The 13,823-nt window shown below is 68.1% G+C and carries 18 protein-coding genes and 2 pseudogenes; 11 read left to right on the top strand and 9 right to left on the bottom strand.

Annotated features, from left to right (window positions below; genetic code table 11):
* The 3 genes and pseudogenes from ACFQ36_RS14720 to ACFQ36_RS14710 form a co-directional block, all read right to left on the bottom strand.
* Positions 1 to 253 (bottom strand): annotated as a pseudogene (locus ACFQ36_RS14720) (hypothetical protein); the annotation flags it as partial.
* A 146-nt stretch (positions 254 to 399) separates the two neighbouring features.
* Positions 400 to 606: a cold-shock protein gene (locus tag ACFQ36_RS14715; RefSeq protein WP_377014841.1), complete on the bottom strand. Its 207-nt coding sequence runs from the start codon at positions 604 to 606 to the stop codon at positions 400 to 402.
* A 211-nt stretch (positions 607 to 817) separates the two neighbouring features.
* Positions 818 to 2,182, bottom strand: coding sequence for an MFS transporter (locus tag ACFQ36_RS14710; protein ID WP_377014839.1), 1,365 nt, complete (start codon positions 2,180 to 2,182; stop codon positions 818 to 820).
* Positions 2,183 to 2,315: 133 nt separating this feature from the next.
* Between ACFQ36_RS14710 and ACFQ36_RS14705 the strand changes: the two genes are divergently transcribed.
* Together ACFQ36_RS14705 and ACFQ36_RS14700 are read left to right on the top strand one after the other, a co-directional pair.
* A complete protein-coding gene (locus tag ACFQ36_RS14705) occupies positions 2,316 to 2,660 on the top strand; it encodes an ArsR/SmtB family transcription factor (RefSeq protein ID WP_377014837.1) in 345 nt (114 codons plus the stop codon).
* The gene (locus tag ACFQ36_RS14700) at positions 2,657 to 3,124 is read left to right on the top strand and encodes an SRPBCC domain-containing protein (RefSeq protein ID WP_377014835.1); all 468 of its coding nucleotides are present in this window, start codon (positions 2,657 to 2,659) and stop codon (positions 3,122 to 3,124) included. The genes ACFQ36_RS14705 and ACFQ36_RS14700 overlap by 4 nt, the downstream gene beginning before the upstream one ends.
* A gap of 78 nt (positions 3,125 to 3,202) precedes the next feature.
* Here the strand turns inward: ACFQ36_RS14700 and ACFQ36_RS14695 are convergent, their stop codons facing one another.
* Complete coding sequence (locus tag ACFQ36_RS14695; RefSeq protein WP_377014833.1) at positions 3,203 to 3,634, bottom strand: hotdog fold thioesterase; 432 nt, start codon at positions 3,632 to 3,634, stop codon at positions 3,203 to 3,205.
* A gap of 91 nt (positions 3,635 to 3,725) precedes the next feature.
* Between ACFQ36_RS14695 and ACFQ36_RS14690 the strand changes: the two genes are divergently transcribed.
* Positions 3,726 to 4,976 carry an alpha-hydroxy acid oxidase gene (locus ACFQ36_RS14690; RefSeq protein ID WP_377014831.1) on the top strand — a complete coding sequence of 417 codons (1,251 nt, stop codon included), beginning with the start codon at positions 3,726 to 3,728 and terminating at the stop codon, positions 4,974 to 4,976.
* Between the two features lie 72 nt (positions 4,977 to 5,048).
* Here ACFQ36_RS14690 and ACFQ36_RS14685 read toward each other — a convergent pair whose 3' ends face one another.
* Entirely contained in the window at positions 5,049 to 5,342 is a 294-nt protein-coding gene (locus ACFQ36_RS14685; RefSeq protein ID WP_377014829.1) for a DUF503 domain-containing protein, read from the bottom strand.
* A 19-nt stretch (positions 5,343 to 5,361) separates the two neighbouring features.
* Positions 5,362 to 6,102, bottom strand: a complete 741-nt coding sequence (locus ACFQ36_RS14680) for a dienelactone hydrolase family protein (protein ID WP_377014828.1) — start codon at positions 6,100 to 6,102, stop codon at positions 5,362 to 5,364.
* Positions 6,103 to 6,320: 218 nt separating this feature from the next.
* On the opposite strand from ACFQ36_RS14680, the gene ACFQ36_RS14675 reads away from it, so the two are divergent.
* The 6 genes and pseudogenes from ACFQ36_RS14675 to ACFQ36_RS14650 all read left to right on the top strand — a co-directional run bounded on the left by ACFQ36_RS14675 (position 6,321) and on the right by ACFQ36_RS14650 (position 11,246).
* Positions 6,321 to 7,232, top strand: coding sequence for a LysR substrate-binding domain-containing protein (locus tag ACFQ36_RS14675; RefSeq protein ID WP_377014843.1), 912 nt, complete (start codon positions 6,321 to 6,323; stop codon positions 7,230 to 7,232).
* Entirely contained in the window at positions 7,213 to 8,319 is a 1,107-nt protein-coding gene (locus ACFQ36_RS14670) for an enolase C-terminal domain-like protein (RefSeq protein ID WP_377014826.1), read from the top strand. The genes ACFQ36_RS14675 and ACFQ36_RS14670 overlap by 20 nt, the downstream gene beginning before the upstream one ends.
* Positions 8,320 to 8,357: 38 nt before the next feature.
* Complete coding sequence (gene catC, locus ACFQ36_RS14665) at positions 8,358 to 8,636, top strand: muconolactone Delta-isomerase (RefSeq protein WP_377014824.1); 279 nt, start codon at positions 8,358 to 8,360, stop codon at positions 8,634 to 8,636.
* 212 nt (positions 8,637 to 8,848) lie between these two features.
* Complete coding sequence (gene catA, locus ACFQ36_RS14660) at positions 8,849 to 9,697, top strand: catechol 1,2-dioxygenase (RefSeq protein ID WP_377014822.1); 849 nt, start codon at positions 8,849 to 8,851, stop codon at positions 9,695 to 9,697.
* A 33-nt stretch (positions 9,698 to 9,730) separates the two neighbouring features.
* Positions 9,731 to 10,162 (top strand): annotated as a pseudogene (locus ACFQ36_RS14655) (flavin reductase family protein); the annotation flags it as partial.
* 382 nt (positions 10,163 to 10,544) lie between these two features.
* Positions 10,545 to 11,246 (top strand): NUDIX domain-containing protein, encoded by a 702-nt coding sequence (locus ACFQ36_RS14650; RefSeq protein WP_377014820.1) that lies wholly within the window; start codon positions 10,545 to 10,547, stop codon positions 11,244 to 11,246.
* Positions 11,247 to 11,280: 34 nt separating this feature from the next.
* On the opposite strand, the gene ACFQ36_RS14645 is transcribed toward ACFQ36_RS14650, so the two are convergent.
* Together ACFQ36_RS14645 and ACFQ36_RS14640 are read right to left on the bottom strand one after the other, a co-directional pair.
* Complete coding sequence (locus ACFQ36_RS14645) at positions 11,281 to 11,892, bottom strand: PadR family transcriptional regulator (protein WP_377014818.1); 612 nt, start codon at positions 11,890 to 11,892, stop codon at positions 11,281 to 11,283.
* Between the two features lie 276 nt (positions 11,893 to 12,168).
* Positions 12,169 to 12,498: an antibiotic biosynthesis monooxygenase family protein gene (locus tag ACFQ36_RS14640; RefSeq protein ID WP_377014816.1), complete on the bottom strand. Its 330-nt coding sequence runs from the start codon at positions 12,496 to 12,498 to the stop codon at positions 12,169 to 12,171.
* A 68-nt stretch (positions 12,499 to 12,566) separates the two neighbouring features.
* Here ACFQ36_RS14640 and ACFQ36_RS14635 point away from each other — a divergent pair, with 68 nt between their 5' ends.
* Positions 12,567 to 12,794 (top strand): PLD nuclease N-terminal domain-containing protein, encoded by a 228-nt coding sequence (locus ACFQ36_RS14635; protein ID WP_377014814.1) that lies wholly within the window; start codon positions 12,567 to 12,569, stop codon positions 12,792 to 12,794.
* 4 nt (positions 12,795 to 12,798) lie between these two features.
* Here the strand turns inward: ACFQ36_RS14635 and ACFQ36_RS14630 are convergent, their stop codons facing one another.
* Positions 12,799 to 13,404, bottom strand: a complete 606-nt coding sequence (locus ACFQ36_RS14630; RefSeq protein ID WP_377014812.1) for a flavin reductase family protein — start codon at positions 13,402 to 13,404, stop codon at positions 12,799 to 12,801.
* On the opposite strand from ACFQ36_RS14630, the gene ACFQ36_RS14625 reads away from it, so the two are divergent.
* The coding region (locus ACFQ36_RS14625; protein WP_377014810.1) for a LysR family transcriptional regulator at positions 13,376 to 13,823 on the top strand (448 nt) is incomplete at its 3' end. The two genes, ACFQ36_RS14630 and ACFQ36_RS14625, sit on opposite strands and share 29 nt — an antisense overlap.

Here is a 13,823-nt window from a genome sequence, read left to right as displayed (position 1 = left end):
GCTGGAGCCGCAGCCGCGCTAGGTGCCGCCCGGCGTCGTCGGCAGCCAGGGTCCGCACGGTGAGGGTGCCCTTGCGCCAGCCGCTGCGCAAGCGCCGGGAGCGTTTGATCCGCCGCACCACCAGCCAGGTGGACAGGACGGCGGCCATGCCGAAAATCAGCAGGATGGTGCCGCCAAACAGCAGGAGCTCGGCCAGTACGTCGACGGGGCTTGTGCCGGCAGGTGCCATGGCGGCTGCGGTCAATCCGGGCATGGAATAAGTCTGCCCCTAACGCCGCCGGGAGGCCAGAACCGGCGGGCAGGCAAAAACGCGGGCCGGTTCCTTGTGCAAGGAACCGGCCCGCGTGAGCAGGTCAGCTCGGCGCTAAGCGCCTTGGAATGGGGAGGTCCCCAATTTCCTTAGAGGGGGCGGATATCCGCAGCCTGCAGGCCCTTGGGGCCCTGGACGACCTCGAACTCGACCTTCTGGTCTTCACGCAGTTCGCGGTAGCCGCCGGTCGAAGCGATGGCCGAGTAGTGGGCGAAGACGTCGTCGCTGCCGTCGTCCGGGGCGATGAAGCCGAAGCCCTTTTCGGCGTTAAACCATTTGACGATTCCAGTTGCCATTATGTGTGCTCCTCTTGAGCCTTCAGAGGACTCCGCGTTTCGGAATCCCGGTGCAGCGGTGTTCTTTTCCGCCGTTCAGAGAAGCACAAGCCCTTCGGTGAAGGGGCCTGTTGCTAAAAATCAAATGCGCAACACAACAACTACGCTCCCCACTATACACGTATAGCCAATGCCCGCCAGCAGTGCCGAAGCACGGCGGGCAGGCGGCCGGTCAGGAGCCGAGCGGGTGGGCGATCTCGTCCCGCGGCATCCTGGCCGCCACCAGCGCGATGAGTCCAAGCACCGGGGTGGCCAGCGATACGACGAGGAAAATCAGCCAGATCGGCACCACCGCGGCCAGCGGCCCGGCGGCGGCCATGGACACCGGCATCAGCGCCAGCGAGACGAAGAAATCCAGGCTTGACACCCGGCCCAGCAGATGCCGCGGCACCCGGCGCTGCAGCAGCGTTCCCCAGATCACCGCGGACGCTCCCCAGGTCACGCCCACCACCAGCATGACCGCCGCCATGGACCAGAAGCTGTCCATGAAGCCGATGAATGCCAGCGGCACCGTGCCGAGGCCCCAGGACATCACCATCACCGTTAGGTAGCGGCGGGGCAGCGGCAGCGAGGACACCAGCAAGGCACCCACCGCCATGGCGCCGCCCCAGATGGCCAGCAGGAAACCGAACGTCTGCGCGCCGCCGCCGAGCTGGTCCCGGACCAGGAACGGCAGCAGCACCTCGATTGGTCCCTCGCTCAGCAGCACGGCGACCACGGCGAAGAGCAGCGTCCACAGCAGCCACGGGGTCCGCACCGTGTAGCCGAAGCCCTCGCGCAGATCCGCCCAGGCCGAGCGGCGGACGGGCTTCGCTCCGGCTGTGCTTGCGCCGTGCCGGGCATCCGGCACGGCGTCGTCCCGGTCCGGGTGCCCGTCCAGCGGGGGCTCCGGACGCAGGAACAGCAGCGTGAGCAGGGCCGTGGTGTGGGCGGCGGCAATCAGTGCTGCCGCATGCGCCGGGGAGCTGGCGGCAATGACCAGGCCGGCGGCCGCCGGCCCGCCGGCCTGCTGCAGCAGCGGGCGGATCATCCCCTCCATGCCGTTGGCCGCCAGCAGCTCTTCCGGCGGAAGGATCCGCGGCAGGATGGCGGAGTAGGCGGGGAAGAAGAAGGCGGAGGCGGTGCCCAGCACGAATGCGGCCACCGCCAGATGCCACAGCTGCAGGGCGCCGCTCAGCGCCAGCACCGCGACGGATCCGATGGCGCACAGGTTGGCCGCCTCCACCATGACCAGGATCCGGCGGCGGGGCAGCCGGTCCGCGGCGATGCCGCCCAGCAGGACGAACGCCACCAGCCCGACGGCGGCCAGCGTGGCCACCAGCGAGAGCTCGACGGGCCCGCCGCCGAGTCCAAGCACCTGGTAGACCATGGTCACCGCCCACATGCCGGTGCCGAAAATGGAGACGGAGAGTGCGCCGATCAGGATGCGGAAGTCCCTGGTGGCCAGTGGCCGGAGCACGCGGAACCGTCCCGGGCCGGAAGCTTCAGGGATGCGCCGGGCCGGGGCGGGCAGGGAGGACGCGTCGTTGTAATCCATGGTCGGTGGCTGTCGTCGCGGGCGGCGGCCCTCCTCCACTTTCCGTCCGGGGAGAAGGCCGGTCAAGGTCTTGACCGGCGCCGCGGCAGGCGTATATTTAACCCATTGGTTATTTAACTGATTGGCTAAACGGATGGCGACGGACCGCCTGAGCATGATCTTCGCGGCGCTGGCGGATCCCACGCGGCGCGCGATCCTGGCCCGGCTCGCCGAGGGCGAGGCCACCGTGGGCGAGTTGGCCGCACCGTTCGACATCAGTCTGCCCGCGGTCTCGCGGCACCTGAAGGTCCTGGAGGCTGCAGGACTGATCTCCCGTACCCGTTCTGCCCAGTGGCGGTCCTCCCGCCTGGAGGCAGCCCCGCTCAGGGAAGCCACTGCGTGGATGGAAAACTACCGGCGCTTCTGGGATGAAAGCTTCGACCGCCTGGACGCGCACCTGAAGAAACTCCAACAGGAAAAGGAGGGCGAAGGATCATGACTGAAACATCTGCCCAGGACACCACCCTGGTGCTGACCCGTACTTTTGACGCACCGCGGGAACTGGTGTTCAAGGCCTTTATCGACCCGGACCAGCTCACCCAGTGGTTCGGGCCCGTAGGTGTGAGCACCCCGCGTGAGCTCATCGAGGTGGATCCGCGCGTCGGCGGCGTCTGGCGCCTGACCATGGTCATGGATGAGGACGGCGCGCGCTCGCCGATCGACGCCGTGATTACCCGGTTCGTGGAGCCGGAGTTGCTCGAGGCGCACATCTCCGCGGAGGCAATGGACCGGGACAACACGCACCTGGACGTGTCCATGCTCCTGACCTTCGAGGACGACGGCGGCAGGACGCGCCTGACGCTGCGGCAGGGTCCGTTCCCCTCCAGGGACTTCACGGACCAGACGCACGAGGGCTGGGAGAGCTCGTTCACCAGGCTGGATAGGCTGCTGGTCCGCACCTGACGGTGTCCGCGGGCGACACCTGCCGCCAGCCGCTGCAGCCGGCTTGCGGCGGGTGCCGCCGGATCGGGGCCGCGGGCGCTACCTTTTCGGAACCAGCACCCCGAAGACCCGCATTTCGGCCAAATGCTGGCCGTCCTGGTCGTGGATGCTGATGTCCACGATGTTGTTGCGGCCAAAGCGCGTATGTTCGACGCCGGTGGCCACCAGCCGGGCCCCGGCACCGCCGGGAGCGATGTAGGTGATTTCTGCCTGCCGGGATACCGACGGGGCCCCGACCGATTCGCAGACGAAGGCGAAGCACGTGTCGCCCAGGGTGAACAGGTAGCCGCCGTGCAGGATATGGTGGCCGTTCAGCATGAACTCCTGGACGTCCATCGCCATGACCACGCGGCCTTCCTCGGCCTCGACCACCTCGATGCCCAGATGCTGGGAGGCTTTGTCGAAGGAGTAGCGGTGGCGGATAAGCTCCTCAACGGTGGCGAAATGCTCAGCGGTGGCGGGTGTGGTCATGGCATTCTCCTGATGGTGCCTGCGTCTATGGCGTGAGGCCACTTTACCGGGCGCCGCCGCTGCCCTGCCCAACCAGACGACCGAGGTGAAGATGACCAAGAGTTCCGAGACCAACTTCACGCCCCCGGCCCTGAGGCGGCGCCTGCCGAGGCCGTCCGAGCTCGCCCCGCTGATGCAGTTCAAGGCTCCGGCCCTCGGGACCGCCGCCAGGCTGCGCCGGGCCAACACCATCGGGGATTTGCGGGCAATTGCCAGGCGGCGCACGCCCAAGGCGCCCTTCGATTACACCGACGGCGCGGCCGAAGCCGAGATCACGCTGGCGCGGGCCCGGCAGGCCTTCCTGGACCTGGAATTCCGGCCCGGCATCCTGCGCAATGTCAAGGACGTGGACCTGGGCGCGGAGATCCTGGGCAAGCGGGCGAGCCTGCCCTTCGGCATCGCGCCCACCGGCTTCACCCGGATGATGCAGTCCGAGGGCGAATACGCCGGTTCCCGCGCGGCCGCCGCAGCGGGCATCCCGTACACCCTCTCCACCATGGGTACCGCATCCATCGAGGATGTGGCTGCCGCGGCGCCGGACGGGCGGAACTGGTTCCAGCTGTACCTGTGGACGGACCGGGACCGCTCGCTGGCCCTGGTGGACCGGGCGGCCAAGGCCGGGGTGGACACGCTGATGGTCACGGTGGACACCCCGGTGGGCGGGGCCCGGCTGCGGGACGTGCGCAACGGGATGACCATCCCGCCGGCACTGACGCTGAAGACGGTGCTGGACGCCTCCTACCGTCCGGCCTGGTGGTTCAACTTCCTCACCCACGAGCCGCTGTCCTTTGCCAACCTCTCGCGCTATTCCGGCACGGTCACCGAACTGATCAACTCCATGTTCGACCCGACCCTCAGCTTCGAGGACCTGGACTGGCTGCGGGCGACCTGGCAGGGCAAGCTGGTGGTCAAGGGCATTCAGACCATCGATGACGCCAAGCGCGTAGTGGACCACGGCGCGGACGGGATTGTGCTTTCCAACCACGGCGGACGGCAGCTGGACCGTGCGCCGGTTCCGCTGCACCTGCTCCCGGAGGTGGCCGCGGCGCTGAAGGGCAGGACGGCGATCCTGCTGGATACCGGCATCATGAGCGGCGGGGACATCGTGGCGGCGCTGGCCCTCGGCGCCGATTTCACGCTGATCGGCCGGGCGTACCTGTACGGGTTGATGGCCGGCGGCCGCGCCGGGGTGGACCGGGCCATCGGGATCCTGGGCACCGAGGCGGCCCTGACCATGCGCCTGCTCGGGGTGAACAAGGTGGCGGACCTGAACCCGGACCACGTGCGCCTGCTTGAGCATTAAATGGCGGCGGCGGGTTGCCTTCCGGAGCTTTCGCGCCGGAGACGGCACCCGCGGCCTGATAAAGAGCCTGGGTCAGTCCTCGGCGGAGAGGATCCGGCGCCGGGCGCCGAGCAGGTCCACGCCGGGACGGTACGCGACGTAGCCTTCGACGGCGTCGAGCACCTCGACGATGTGCGCGCGGTCGGCGGCCACGAGCCCGACGCCGACGGCGGCCCGCCGGTACAGGTCCTGGTGCTCCACCTCCGCTATGGAGACGTCGAAGCGCTTGCGGACCTCGGCGATCAGGGGCCGGACCACCGAACGCTTTTCCTTCAGCGAATGCACGTCTCCGAGCAGCAGGTCGAATTCGATCCAGCCGATCCACATGGTCTGGTCTTTCCGGGCCTCAGCCGAGATTCTCGTGCAGGAAGGCCAGTGTCCGGCGCCAGGCATCCTGCGCGGCGGCCTTGTTATAGGCCGCCGGGTTGGTGTCGTTGAAGAAGGCATGGCCGGTCTCCGGGTAGACGTGGGCCTGGAAGTCCACGCCGGCCTCGGCGAACCGTTGCCGCAGCTCGGGCAGCCCGTCCACCAGCCGGCCGTCCTGTTCGCCGTAGAAGGCCAGCACCGGGCAGGCGATCCTGCCTGCCTCCTCCGGGCCGAGGTCCGCGCTGCCGTAGTACGGCACCGCGGCCTGCAGCCGCGGCTCGGCGGCCGCCAGCGCGAAGGAGCAGGTGCCGCCGAAGCAGTAGCCGACGGCGCCGGTCCGCCCGTCGCCTTCCGGCGCCGCGTTCAGGTATTCGAAGGTTTCCTGCAGCGCCGCTTTGACCCGGATGGCGGCTTCCGGGGCGCGCAGCTGGGCGGTGGCTTCACGCCGCCGCGGCTGCGCCTGGGCGCGTTTGGCCGGATCCGCCAAGGCGGCGCCGAGGCTCTCGAGGACGGCCGTATCGAGCCCGGAGGCGGATAGCAGGTCCGGAGCCACGGCCAGGTAGCCCTCGGCCGCGAACCGGTCCGCCACGTCCCTGATGTGGTCCACCAGCCCCTGGATCTCGTGGATGACCACCAGGGAACCGCGGATTTCGTCCTCCGGGTAGCTCAGGTAGGCCTTGAACTCCCCGCCGCCGCTGCCAAGCTGGATCATTTCTCCCATGCGCGCCACCATGGCACAGGCACGGGAGTCCGCGCCAGCCCGGTGATCCCGGCGCTTGAGGGGCGCCCGGTGACCGGCCAGGAGCCGTCCGGTCCGCGCGGAGACAAACCAAGACGGCTGGCATATCAATGGAGAACCTTAATGTATTTCCCTTTACTAATCCCCCGCCCTACTCTGGACCCACGGTGGCGTTACCCAAGGTGGAGGATGATGGCGAGGTGGAGGCCAGGCAGCTGCGCTACTTCGTCGCCGTCGCCGAGGAACGCCACTTCGGACGGGCCGCGGCACGCCTGCACATGGCCCAGCCGCCGCTGTCCCAGCAGATCAAGCAGCTCGAGGAGCAGCTGGGCACACAGCTGCTGGCCCGCACCACGCGGAAGGTGGAGCTCACCGCCGCCGGCGAACTGCTGCTGGAGCGGGGGCGGCGGATCCTGGAGGACCTGGACAGCCTCGAGTCCGACGTCGCCCAGGTGGGTGCCGGCATCCGCGGGGTGCTGCGGATTGGATTCACCGGCTCGGCCACCTACCGGCTCATGCCGCAAATCGTCCGCGAGGCCAAGGAGAAGATGCCGGGCCTGCTGCTGAACGTCCACGGCGAGATGCTCACGCCGCAGTTGGTGGCCGGGCTGGATGACCACAGCCTGGACGTGGCCGTGCTGCGGCCGCCGGTGCGCTCGCCGAACCTGCGGCTGAAGTTCCTCGAGCACGACGAGCTGGTGGTCGCACTTCCGGACGACTCGCCGCTGGCCGAATCCGGCACCCTCTCGCTGGCACAGCTGGCCGGTGAGCCGTTCGTCAGCTACCCGATGAATTCGGCCGTAAGCGGGATCTTCCTGGACGCCTGCCGCAAGGCGGGGTTCTTCCCCCGGATCGTGCAGGAAGCCAGGGAGACCTCGACGCTGCTCTCCTTCGTGGCGGCAGGCGCCGGGGTCGCCCTGATTCCAACGACGACCAGGACCTTCTCCATCCGCGGCACCGTCTTCCGCCCGCTGCGCGAGGCGCCGCCGGTGGACCTGGCCGTCGCCTGGCGCAGTGAGGACAGCTCGAAGCTGCTGGCCAACTTCATCACCCTTCTGGAAAGCGTTTCCCACCCTGCAAAGGACCCCCGGCGTGAAGATCGAGCACATTGAAGCCATCCCGTATTCCATCCCCTATGCCAAGCCGCTGAAGTTTGCCAGCGGGCAGGTGACCGAGGCGGACCACGTACTCATCCGGGTGCACACGGACGAAGGCCTGGTGGGCACCGCGGACACCCCGCCCCGGCCCTACACCTACGGCGAGACCCAGGACTCCATCGTCGCGGTGACCACCAGGATCTTCGCCCCCGCGGTGGCCGGGCTGGACCCGCTGGACCGGCAGAAGGTGCAGGCGGTCCTGGCCCGGACCATCCACAACCAGACGGCCAAGGGCGGGCTGGACATAGCCCTCTGGGACATCATCGGCCAGGCGGCCGGACTTCCCGTGACCCGGCTGCTTGGCGGCTACACGGACTCCATGCGGGTCTCCCACATGCTCGGCTTCGCCCCGGCCCAGGCGCTGCTGGACGAGGCGCTGCGCTTCCGCAGCGCATACGGGATCAATACCTTCAAGCTCAAGGTCGGCCGGCGGCCGCTGGCGCTGGACATTGAGGCGTGCCACGTGCTGCGCGAGGGGCTGGGGGAGGAGACCGAAATCTACCTGGATGCCAACCGCGGCTGGACCGCCAACGAGGCGCTCGAAGTGCTCCGCCGTACCGAGGGCCTGGGCCTGTCCCTGCTGGAGGAGCCCTGCGACGCCAAGGAGGCCATGAGCCGGCGCCGGCTGGTGGACAAGTCCCCGATCCCGGTGGTCGGCGACGAGTCCGTACCGACGGCGGGGGACGTCTCCCGCGAACTGCTCTCCGGCGGCTGCAACGCGGTCAGCATCAAGACCGCCCGCAGCGGCTTCACCGAGGCCCAGCAGATCCTGGGCCTGTGCACGGGGCTGGGCGTCGATGTCGTGATGGGCAACCAGATCGACACCCAGATCGGCACCGTCGCCACCGTCACCTTCGGCGCCGCGCACGAGGCGACCTCCCGCCGCGCCGGGGAGCTGTCCAACTTCCTGGACATGAGCGATGACCTGCTGGCCGAGCCTCTGGTGATCAGGGACGGCCGGATCGCCGCCCGCCAGGTTCCCGGCGTCGGCGCCGCCATCGACGAGGACAAGCTCGCGCACTACCGCCAGGACACCAAGTAACCGCCCGGGCTCCTGCCCGGGCGAGGAAAAGGAGCACCATGAAGTATCTGGTCCGTATGGACGTGAACCTCCCTGCCGACATGCCCGAGGAACAGGCCGCCCGAATCAAGGCCACCGAAAAGGCCTACTCGCAGAACCTGCAGCGGGAGGGCAAATGGGCCGGAATCTGGCGTGTGGTGGGCGAATACGCCAACTACAGCCTTTTCGAGGTCGACAGCCATGACGAGCTGCACGAGATCCTCTCCGGGCTGCCGCTCTTCCCGTATATGGACATCGAGGTCATTCCGCTGGCCAAGCACCCCTCCGACATCCACTGACCGCCGTCGTCGTCAAGGCCCTGGGGGCTCTGGCGGAGCCGTCGGGAATCCAGAGCCGGGCGGTACCAATGGGCGGCAAATAAGTATTTGTCTCCACCTAAACTCCCCGGTTAGGGTGCATATATAGCCAGGCTGTGTTCTGCATCACAGGCCGCTGAGGGCCTTGCCGTCCGAATCCGCAGGCCGGACCTACCCATCATCAGGAGATTTCCATGACCCAGGAAACCGAAGCCACCGCCGCCGCCTCCGGGACCCGTGCCACCGAGCGCTTCCGGGAGCACAAGCAGGCCGCCGCCGGCACCAGCCCGGAGCGGGTGAGCCGGCTCGCCTCGCGGGTGATCAACGCGATCAATGACACGGTGCTGGAGGAGAAGGTTACCTACGACGAGTACAACGCATTCAAGGCCTGGCTGATCAAGGTCGGCGAGGACGGCGAATGGCCGCTGTTCCTGGACGTGTGGGTCGAGCACTCGGTGGAGCAGGTCGCCAACGAGCACCGGCACGGCACCAAGGGCACCATCGAGGGCCCGTACTACGTGCCCAATGCCCCCGAGTTGGCCTCCCCGGCGACGCTGCCGATGCGGCCGGACGAGCCGGGCACCCCGCTGCTCTTCCAGGGCCGGGTGACCAATGTGGATGGTGAGCCGCTGGCCGGCGCGCATGTGGAGATCTGGCACGCGGACCACCTGGGCTTCTACTCCCAGTACGCGCCGGGGCTGCCGGAGTGGAACCTGCGCGGAACCGTCATCGCCGACGCCGACGGCTACTACCAGATCAACACCATCCAGCCGGCGCCCTACCAGATTCCCACCGACGGGGCCTGCGGGCAGCTGATCGCCGCCGCCGGCTGGCACGCCTGGCGCCCGGCGCACCTGCACCTGAAGGTCTCCGCCCCCGGGTACGAGCAGCTGACCAGCCAGTTGTACTTCCAGGGCGACGCGCATCTCAGCGATGACATCGCCTCGGCGGTCAAGCCCGAGCTGATCCTGGACCCGACCCCGCGCGCGGACGGGGCGGGTAAGGAGGTTACCTATAACTTCGCCCTCGACCCCGCCGAGTAACCGGCTCGGCCGTGAACGGGCAGCCCGCCACCGATCCGCGCGCTGCGGAACGCCTTCGGCCGGTTTGCCACCGGGGTCACCGTGGTCACCTGCCGGTCGCAGGACGGTGTGCCGCACGGGGCCACGGTCAACGCGTTCACCGCGGTGTCCCTGGACCCGCCGCTGGCCCAGGTCACCCTGACCCGCAGTTCCAAGGCGGCCCGCTACCTGGAAGACGCGCCGTTCGCCATCAACATCCTCTCGCAGGACCAGTTGGACGTGGCCTGGCACTTTGCCGGCAAGCCGATGCCGGCGGACCCCCGGTGGCGGCTGGATGGCGAAGTGCCGGTGTTGCTGAAGAACACGGCCACCTTGGAGTGCAAGCCTTGGAACATTTACGACGGCGGCGACCACGTCATCGTCATCGGCGAGGTGATTGCCGTGGAGATCACCGACCGGGACCCGCTGCTGTTCTTCGGCGGAAAGTTCCGTGAACTGGGGCCGCCGGCCGGCTCCAGCCCCTGGCACCACTGCGGGGACTCTCTGGAACTGGGCTGGTTCTCCGGTGCCGGCGCCTTCACGCCCTTTACCCACGCCTGGCGCACCAAGCAAGACAAAAATTGGGCGACAGGTGTTCCCTCGCCTGAAAAATTGGTCAGCACATATTGTCTTTTCCGGGAAAGTGCACCGCGGGCCCGCCAAACTGCAGGACTGCAGTGCACTTTCTGTTGGGGGAGTGGCTCTGCTGACCAATTTCTTGATCCGCCCCGCATCTGCTGGCCGATTTTTGTGGCAGGAGGGGCGGGTTGGGCAGGGATCCGCGATACGGTCGACAGGACGAACATCTGCCCCGAAGACGGAGGAAGTCATGCCCCGGATAGACGCTGCCGCCACGGTGGTTCTGCTGCGGGACGCTGCGGACGGGCCCGAGGTCCTGCTGCTGGAACGGCCGCACGACACCGGGTCCTTTGCAGGTGCCTGGGTCTTTCCCGGCGGCAAGGTGGATCCGCAGGACTACGACGAGGGTGGTGAGGCCGGCGCAGACGACGCGGGGAAGCGCGACCGGCTCGCCGCCCGCCGGGCGGGCGTGAGGGAGGCCCGGGAGGAAACCGGGCTGGTACTGGAAGCGGCCGATCTGGTGGAACTGTCCTGCTGGATCCCGCCGGCCGAGGCGCCGAGGCGCTTTCACACCTGGTTCTTCCTGGCCAGGGCTCCCGGCGGGACCATCGTCCTGAACCCGGGCGAACACATGGACCATGCCTGGCTCACCCCCCGCGAAGCACTGCGGCGGCACGGCGAGGGGCAGATCCGGCTGATGCCGCCGACCTGGGTGACGCTGCACGGGCTCCTGCAGGCCGAGTCGGTGGATGCGGTGCTGGCGCGGGCACGCAGGAGCCGGCCCGTCACCTACCAAAGCCGCCTGCTGGGCAATTCGGCGGGCGCCCGGATCATTGCCTGGTCCGGCGACGCCGAGTACGAGCCGGGCCAGGCACCGTCGTCGGGCCGGAACCGGCTGGTCATGACGCGCCTGCCTTGGGTCTACGAGCACAGCGCCCCGGTGCCGGAGTAGCCGGTTTCGCTGCTCCAGCAGCGGGCACCGGCATTCATCGACGCCCGGGCCCGGCCTCCGGCTCCTTCCCGTACAGTTCGTCCACCAGCGCGAGTCCCTGCCGGGCCCACTCGATTTCCTGCTCCGCCCGGGCCACCAAGCCCTGGTAGGTGAACCGTTTGAAGGCCGTGGCTGCACGGTGCTCGTTCTTCGGCAGTGTGGCCAGGCGGCGGTTCAGCATGCCGCTGTGCCCCGTGTCGATTTCGCGGATCTGCTCTTCCCACTGTGCCTTGAGGGCGCGGTGGTGCTCCTCGTGGGCGCGCAACTGCCTGCGGGCCGCCTCCGGCTCGGCCCATTCCAGGTAGGCCGCCTTCAGGTGCATCGGGTCCCGCTCGCGGCCGTACTCCAAGGTCCCGTTCATCCACTCCCGGAACGCTTCGATGCCCGCCTCGGTGACGTGGTACTCCGTCTTGCGTCCGCGTTGGCCCCACGGCACTTCCTTGCCGACCAGCAGCCCGTCCCGCTCCATCTTGCGCAGCTCGGGGTAGATCTGCGAGTCCGGGGCGTGCCAGACGTAGCCGACGGAGGAATCGAACCGTTTGTGCAGGTCGTAGCCGGTCATCGGTTCGACGGTTAGCAGCGCCAGGAGCGCGGTGCGCAGGCTCATGCGAGGCTCCCGAAGTCAGGTCCGGCAAGAAATTAGTGTTGCCACTATATCGATAGATAGCCTGCGACGCCGCTGCCGCACCAGCAGTGTCCTAAGCCCCGGAACACGGAAGACGAAACCGCAAATGGAACTGCGCGGCAGAATCAACCAATCAAGGGTTCCGCCCCGCAGTGCTCCTCATCGGCTTTGCGTCCTGCTGAACGCCCTGGACTGGGTTGGCCGCGGCATCCGCGAAGAAGCGGGTCCGGTCAGGGCCTGGGGGGAGCGCCCCAATCCCTACCCGGCATTGCCGGCGCTGCCGCCGGCCACCTTGTAGCTCCAGAGTTCGGAGGCGATGCCCACCGGCTTCTGTGCCGGCGCCTCGCCGGCTTCCTGGCCGTGGCCCTTGGCGAAGGCACGGGACTTCTGCCAGGCCTCGAAGGACTCCTCGTCGCGCCAGCGCGTCACCACCAACCAAGTGGTGCGCTCGTCCGTGGGCTGGAGCAGTTCGAAGCCCTCGAAGCCGTCCTGGTTGTCCACGGCGCCGGCCCGGGCGGCAAAACGTTTGGCGAGCTCGTCGCCGGAGCCTGCGGGAACGGTGATGGCGTTGATCTTGATGATGCTCATGGGCTCATTATGCTCTCCAGCCCCGGCTACACTGGGCGGCGTATCGGATTATGACGGCAGGGATCGGCATGAAGGAACACCGCGGGAAGAAGTCCTGGCGCCAGCTCACAGGGCGGCAGAAGCTGTCCATCCTGGTCTACGCCGCCGGGCAGCTGGCGCTGCTGGCCGCCGCGCTGACGGACCTGAAGAAGCGCCCGCCGGAGCAGGTCAACGGGTCCAAGGGTGCCTGGGCCGCGGCCTGCTTCGTCAACTACCTGGGCCCGGCCGCCTACTTCGTCTTCGGCCGCAAGAAGTAGCCGGTCAGCGGTTATCCCACTCGCTGTAGGGGATGCGGGCGATTTCGAGGATTTCGCCGAGCCTGCTCCACTCGTTGCGCCCCATGCGGGCCAGCGGCTTGAGCCGCCGTGCGTCCGGATGGGTGCCGTCCAGCACGTCCGGCCGGACGGCGGCATGGACCACCTCCCCGAGGACAAGGAACGAATTGCCCACCGGGATGACCTGGTGGAGCCGGCATTCGAGGGCCACCGGGGATTCGGCGACCCGCGGCGGACGCACGGCGAGGCTGGGTTCCCGGGTCAGTCCCGCGGCGTCGAACTCGGAAATCCCGGGCGGAAAATTCGTGCCGGTGTCGTTGATTTTCGTGAAGAGGTCCTCGGCGGCGAAGTTCACCACGAACTCACCGGTGGCCTCCACATTGTTCAGCGTGTCCTTGCGGGCCGTCGGCGTGAACTGGACAATCGGGGGCTTGGTCGAGGCGACCGTGAAGAAGGAATGCGGAGCGAGGTTGTCCACGCCGCCGGCGCTGGTGCTCGAGACCCAGGCAATGGGGCGGGGGATGACCACCGAGGTCAGGAACTTGTAGAAGTCCCGGGAACTCATGTCCTTGGGGGAGAAGTCTGCCCGCATGGTCTTATATGACCATATTTGTAGTTGTTTCACGCGCATCCGGAGGCTGACCGCGGACCTGAACCTGCTGCGGACCTTCAGGGACATCTACGAAACCGGCAGCATCACCCGAACCGCCGAGGCCAGGTTTGTCACCCAGCCCTCGGTCAGCCACGCGCTCACCCGGCTGCGGCGCGAACTCTCGGACGATCTTTTCGTCCGCCGCGGCGGCCGCATGAAACCGGCTCCGTGGGCTGTCGGCCTGTATGTTCAAGGAATCCGTCGACAGGATCGACCTGGCCGTGGACAGCGGCCGCGGCTTCGACCCGGCCGTTTCCTCCCGTGCCGGCCCCCGTGCCGCTGCTGCCGCCGGGCCCCGCCCCGGAAGCGGTGTCCCGGCCGGCCGACCTGTTTGCCGGTGCCCGGAGCCCGATGCTGGC

Origin of the sequence: Arthrobacter sp. GCM10027362, assembly GCF_042679445.1 — a bacterium.
Lineage (GTDB): Bacteria > Actinomycetota > Actinomycetes > Actinomycetales > Micrococcaceae > Crystallibacter.
The sequence above is the reverse complement of the archived record's forward strand: the minus strand, read 5'-3'. Positions and strand labels throughout refer to the sequence as shown.

What these genes read in the sequence shown, in the direction of transcription:
- ACFQ36_RS14715 (WP_377014841.1), bottom strand. Translation starts at nt 606, where the DNA reads ATGGCAACTGGAATCGTCAAATGGTTTAACGCCGAAAAGGGCTTCGGC.
- ACFQ36_RS14710 (WP_377014839.1), bottom strand. Translation starts at nt 2,182, where the DNA reads ATGGATTACAACGACGCGTCCTCCCTGCCCGCCCCGGCCCGGCGCATC.
- ACFQ36_RS14705 (WP_377014837.1), top strand. Translation starts at nt 2,316, where the DNA reads ATGGCGACGGACCGCCTGAGCATGATCTTCGCGGCGCTGGCGGATCCC.
- ACFQ36_RS14700 (WP_377014835.1), top strand. Translation starts at nt 2,657, where the DNA reads ATGACTGAAACATCTGCCCAGGACACCACCCTGGTGCTGACCCGTACT.
- ACFQ36_RS14695 (WP_377014833.1), bottom strand. Translation starts at nt 3,634, where the DNA reads ATGACCACACCCGCCACCGCTGAGCATTTCGCCACCGTTGAGGAGCTT.
- ACFQ36_RS14690 (WP_377014831.1), top strand. Translation starts at nt 3,726, where the DNA reads ATGACCAAGAGTTCCGAGACCAACTTCACGCCCCCGGCCCTGAGGCGG.
- ACFQ36_RS14685 (WP_377014829.1), bottom strand. Translation starts at nt 5,342, where the DNA reads ATGTGGATCGGCTGGATCGAATTCGACCTGCTGCTCGGAGACGTGCAT.
- ACFQ36_RS14680 (WP_377014828.1), bottom strand. Translation starts at nt 6,102, where the DNA reads ATGGGAGAAATGATCCAGCTTGGCAGCGGCGGCGGGGAGTTCAAGGCC.
- catC (WP_377014824.1), top strand. Translation starts at nt 8,358, where the DNA reads ATGAAGTATCTGGTCCGTATGGACGTGAACCTCCCTGCCGACATGCCC.
- catA (WP_377014822.1), top strand. Translation starts at nt 8,849, where the DNA reads ATGACCCAGGAAACCGAAGCCACCGCCGCCGCCTCCGGGACCCGTGCC.
- ACFQ36_RS14650 (WP_377014820.1), top strand. Translation starts at nt 10,545, where the DNA reads ATGCCCCGGATAGACGCTGCCGCCACGGTGGTTCTGCTGCGGGACGCT.
- ACFQ36_RS14645 (WP_377014818.1), bottom strand. Translation starts at nt 11,892, where the DNA reads ATGAGCCTGCGCACCGCGCTCCTGGCGCTGCTAACCGTCGAACCGATG.
- ACFQ36_RS14640 (WP_377014816.1), bottom strand. Translation starts at nt 12,498, where the DNA reads ATGAGCATCATCAAGATCAACGCCATCACCGTTCCCGCAGGCTCCGGC.
- ACFQ36_RS14635 (WP_377014814.1), top strand. Translation starts at nt 12,567, where the DNA reads ATGAAGGAACACCGCGGGAAGAAGTCCTGGCGCCAGCTCACAGGGCGG.
- ACFQ36_RS14630 (WP_377014812.1), bottom strand. Translation starts at nt 13,404, where the DNA reads ATGCGGGCAGACTTCTCCCCCAAGGACATGAGTTCCCGGGACTTCTAC.